Here is a 3,518-nt window from a genome sequence, read left to right on the forward strand (position 1 = left end):
CGGGCAGGTCGACGTGAGCTTCCGTGACGACGGCCAGAACGGCGACACGCAGGCCGGCGACGGCGAGCTGACGCTGCGCTGGCAGCCCGCGACGCAAGGCTTTGCCGAGCTGGACGGGCTGATCCGCATCGAGCTGTCGCTGCAGTCCGGCGAGCAGGCGGGTTATGCGTATTTCGACGTGATCTACACGCCCGCCGCACCCGCCACCTGGCTGCCCGGCGCGCGCGAGGCGGTGCAGGACGGCTCGCTGAATTTGCTGCTGAAGCTGCAGGTGCAGCAGGCCGGCCGCTACGTGATCAGCGGCCGGGTGGACGACGCCAACGGCAAGCCGTTTGCGCTGGTGGGCTTCAACGACACACTGGCCGCGGGCACGCGCGAACTGGCGCTGCCGGTCTTCGGCAAGCTGCTGCGCGACGGCCAGCCGGCCTTCCCGTTGACGCTGCGCGACGTGACCGGCTTCCTGCTGCACGAAGACCGTTTCCCGGACCGCGCGCTGCTGGCCGCACGCGAAGGCAAGGTCTACACCACGCGCGCCCACGTGCTGGCCGAGTTCTCCAGTGCCGAATGGCAGAGCGAGGAACGCAGCCGTTACCTGACCGAATACGACAAGGACGTGGCCCAGGCCGAGGCTCAGCTGCGCCAGCTGAGCGAGCCGGCGACAGTGGCTGGCCCCTGAGCCAGCGACAGCGGCTCGGCCAGCACGCCATCGTCCAAACGCTGCGGGCATTCGCGCACGATCTCCACGATCAGCTCGCGCGCGACCGCCGGCGCGAAGTGCTGGCCCAGGCGCGCGGTGCGGCTGCCGCGCTGCGGGATCCACGCGGTCAGCATGTCGGCCTGCACGGCATAGAAGCCGACGTGGCTGCGACCGTCCACGTCGGCACTGGTGGAGAACACGCGCCGCTGGGCAATCGATTCGAGGGGCAGATCAGGCTTCATCGGAGGGGCCCACAGTGGCTTTGGATGCCTGCACAACTGCAATCTCCAGACCACATCGCGCAACACCCGCTGCCAGGGCCTGAAGCAGGCCGAACCGGTCTGAAACTGCAAGCTGTGCGCAATGCAGTGCGCAAGAACTTGCGCACGGTATGAAGAAACTTGCGCGCTTGGACGGGGTGCTCAGTGCGACGGGCAGGCCGCCGCCGGCTCGCTGGCCGGCAACACGGCCACCACGTCCACCCGCTTGTCCACCGCGCACAGCGACACATAGCCCACCGCTCCCGGCGTGGCCGCCACGAAGCGCAGCACCGCCTCTTCCGAGGCCAGCACCGGCGGCGGCAACACGCCGTGGAAGTACTGGTCGTTCCAGTAGGACTGCAGGTCCTGCGGCGTGCGCCTGAACAGCCACAGCGAGAAGTCGCGCCGCAGCGGATGCGAAGCCGGCAGGTTGATCGCGACGATGGGCGTGCGGTCGTCCCACAGCTCGCGCTTGCGGCCGTAGATGCCCAGCAGCTCGGCACGGCCCAGCGCCGTGGGTGCGCCCGGCAGCTTGCCGACCACGACCGCGATGCCGCCTTCGGCCGCGCGCGCCGGTGCACCGGCGAACGACAGCCAGAGCAACAGCAGCAAGGCGAGGGCAAGGCGCATGGGCACCGCGATCAAAAAGCCAGCGTCAGCGAGGACAGCAGGCCCGCAGGCTGGCCCACCGCCCGCGCCGAGAGCTGCACCCACTCGATCTTGAAGGTCCAGTGGTCGACGCCCTTGTAGACCGCACCGATCAGCGTCGAGCGGCTGGACCAGCCATCCACGTCGCGCCGGTAGTACTCCTGCCGGCCGGTCAGCCACCAGCGCCCCGCCACCGGCAACGCGCCCTGCAGGAACCAGCCGCGTTCGCCGCCTTGCCCGCCAGGGCTGCGCCGATGCATGGCCTCCATGCTCAGCTCGGCACGGCCCAGCGTCCATGCGGCATCCACGCCCGCCAGCAGGAATTCATTGCCCGGCGTCTCGCGCTCGAAGAAGCGGCTGAGCGAAACGCCCATCTTGAAGTCCGGGTTCAGCGAGGTGGACAGCCGGCCGCCAAACGCGGAGTCGAACGGATGCGTCCACGGGCTGGGCCGCCATTCGCCGCCGTTGGAGGCATAGAGCTGGTAGTCCAGCCATTGATCGGCCATGGGCAGGCTGCCAAAGGCCATCAGGCCGGTCACGCTGGTGGGGAACGCGGCCTGCGAGATCAGCGGGCGCAGCACGGTCCAGGTTTGCGGGTCGGAATGGTCCTGGTTCCAGTGGCCGATGGGCGTGAGGAACTTGCCGGCGCGCAGCGTCAGCGCGTCGGTCGCGCGGTAATCGGCATAGACGCGCTCCAGCGCCACGTAGGCCGAGGCCGCGGCACCGTACTGCGCGCCGCTGCCGGACGGCAGCTGGGCAATGTTCTGCAGGTCGATCTCACCGAGCAGCTTCCAGTCCGCCGCAGGCTCCCACCAGGCAATGGCGCTGAGGTGGCTGAGGTTGAAGCGCGCGCGCCGGCTGAACTGGGTGTTGTTCACGTCGCCCGGGTTGTCGGGCAATTCGGTGTCGCCCAAGGGGGCGAGGAACTGACCGGTGGCATAGCCGGACACGGTGAGGCCTGGCGCCAGTTGCCAGCCCACCGGCGGCGCATCGGGCAGCGTCTCGGGCTGCGGCTGCTCCTGCAGCAGGGTTTGCGCCTGCGTGGATGCGGGCGCCGCCAAGCCCAGCATCACCGCGAACAAAGGCGAAAAGAGGCCGATGCACAATCGCCGGCACCGCGCAGACAGACCACGTTGCGGTGCTTCAGGCGGCCTTGCCAGCGGTGGCGTGAAACTTGCGCCTGCAGCCCGTTCGTCTTGCGTGATCATGTGCTTGTCCATTGTCCGTGAGGCGCATGCCGCAACCTTCATGCCGCCTGATTTTTCTCTCCGCCCAGCCGCTGCGCTCCCGCTGTCTTGACGCTACGCCGAACTTTGCTGCTGGCCTTCCTGCTGCTGGCCTGGGTGCCCAGCGCCGCGCTGTCCTGGCTGAGCTTCAGCCGCACGCGCAGCGCGATGACGGCGCAAATCGAGCGCAGCCTCGCGGCCCAGGCCGGCACGCTGCAGACCGACATCGACACCATGCTGTTCGAGCGCTTCCAGAACGCGCTGGTGTGGAGCCGCTCGGAGCTGATGCAGGACCTGGCGCTGGGTGATGTGGACAAGCGCGTGAGCAACTACCTGGTGGGCCTGCAGCGCGGCTACGGCGAGGTCTACACCAGCCTGGACTGCCAGCGCGACGACGGCCAGGTGCTGGCCAGCGCAAGCGCCCAGCGCATCGGCCGGCAGGCTGCGCCCTTGTCACCCGAGCAGCTCTCGGTGCAGGCCCGCCTGCCAGGCGGCTTTGCACAGCTTTACCTGGCCGCGCCGACAAACGATGGCCGCGCCGAACTCGTCATCGACACGCCCGTGACCCAGGCCTATGCGCAGCCCGGCGCAGCGGCCATGCAGATGCGGCTGAACTTCGATCCGCGCCAGATCGACCGCTTGCTGGACACGGCCGCTGCGGGGCGTCGCGAGATCGTCGTGGTCGAC

At 69.0% G+C, this 3,518-nt stretch carries 5 protein-coding genes; 2 read left to right on the forward strand and 3 right to left on the reverse strand.

Annotated features, from left to right (window positions below; translation table 11 throughout):
* Positions 1-676 (forward strand): choice-of-anchor X domain-containing protein (locus FKP22_RS32640; RefSeq protein ID WP_310733366.1); only part of this gene is annotated, 676 nt, incomplete at its 5' end.
* Here FKP22_RS32640 and FKP22_RS24310 read toward each other — a convergent pair.
* From FKP22_RS24310 to FKP22_RS24320, 3 genes are all read right to left on the reverse strand, one after another.
* The gene (locus FKP22_RS24310; protein WP_141290242.1) at positions 631-939 is read right to left on the reverse strand and encodes a hypothetical protein; all 309 of its coding nucleotides are present in this window, start codon (positions 937-939) and stop codon (positions 631-633) included. The genes FKP22_RS32640 and FKP22_RS24310 overlap by 46 nt on opposite strands.
* A 180-nt stretch (positions 940-1,119) precedes the next feature.
* On the reverse strand, positions 1,120-1,587 hold the full coding sequence (locus FKP22_RS24315) for a type 2 periplasmic-binding domain-containing protein (RefSeq protein WP_141290243.1): 468 nt from the start codon (positions 1,585-1,587) through the stop codon (positions 1,120-1,122).
* 11 nt (positions 1,588-1,598) lie between these two features.
* Positions 1,599-2,675: a porin family protein gene (locus FKP22_RS24320; protein ID WP_141290244.1), complete on the reverse strand. Its 1,077-nt coding sequence runs from the start codon at positions 2,673-2,675 to the stop codon at positions 1,599-1,601.
* 225 nt (positions 2,676-2,900) lie between these two features.
* Between FKP22_RS24320 and FKP22_RS24325 the strand changes: the two genes are divergently transcribed.
* Positions 2,901-3,518, forward strand: a 618-nt coding sequence (locus FKP22_RS24325) for a hypothetical protein (protein WP_211361560.1), incomplete at its 3' end; no start/stop codon positions are given.

The sequence above is a fragment of the Ideonella azotifigens genome (assembly GCF_006519715.1).
Taxonomy (GTDB): domain Bacteria; phylum Pseudomonadota; class Gammaproteobacteria; order Burkholderiales; family Burkholderiaceae_C; genus Ideonella; species Ideonella azotifigens.

What these genes read in the sequence shown, in the direction of transcription:
- FKP22_RS24310 (WP_141290242.1), bottom strand. Translation starts at nt 939, where the DNA reads ATGAAGCCTGATCTGCCCCTCGAATCGATTGCCCAGCGGCGCGTGTTC.
- FKP22_RS24315 (WP_141290243.1), bottom strand. Translation starts at nt 1,587, where the DNA reads ATGCGCCTTGCCCTCGCCTTGCTGCTGTTGCTCTGGCTGTCGTTCGCC.
- FKP22_RS24320 (WP_141290244.1), bottom strand. Translation starts at nt 2,675, where the DNA reads ATGCTGGGCTTGGCGGCGCCCGCATCCACGCAGGCGCAAACCCTGCTG.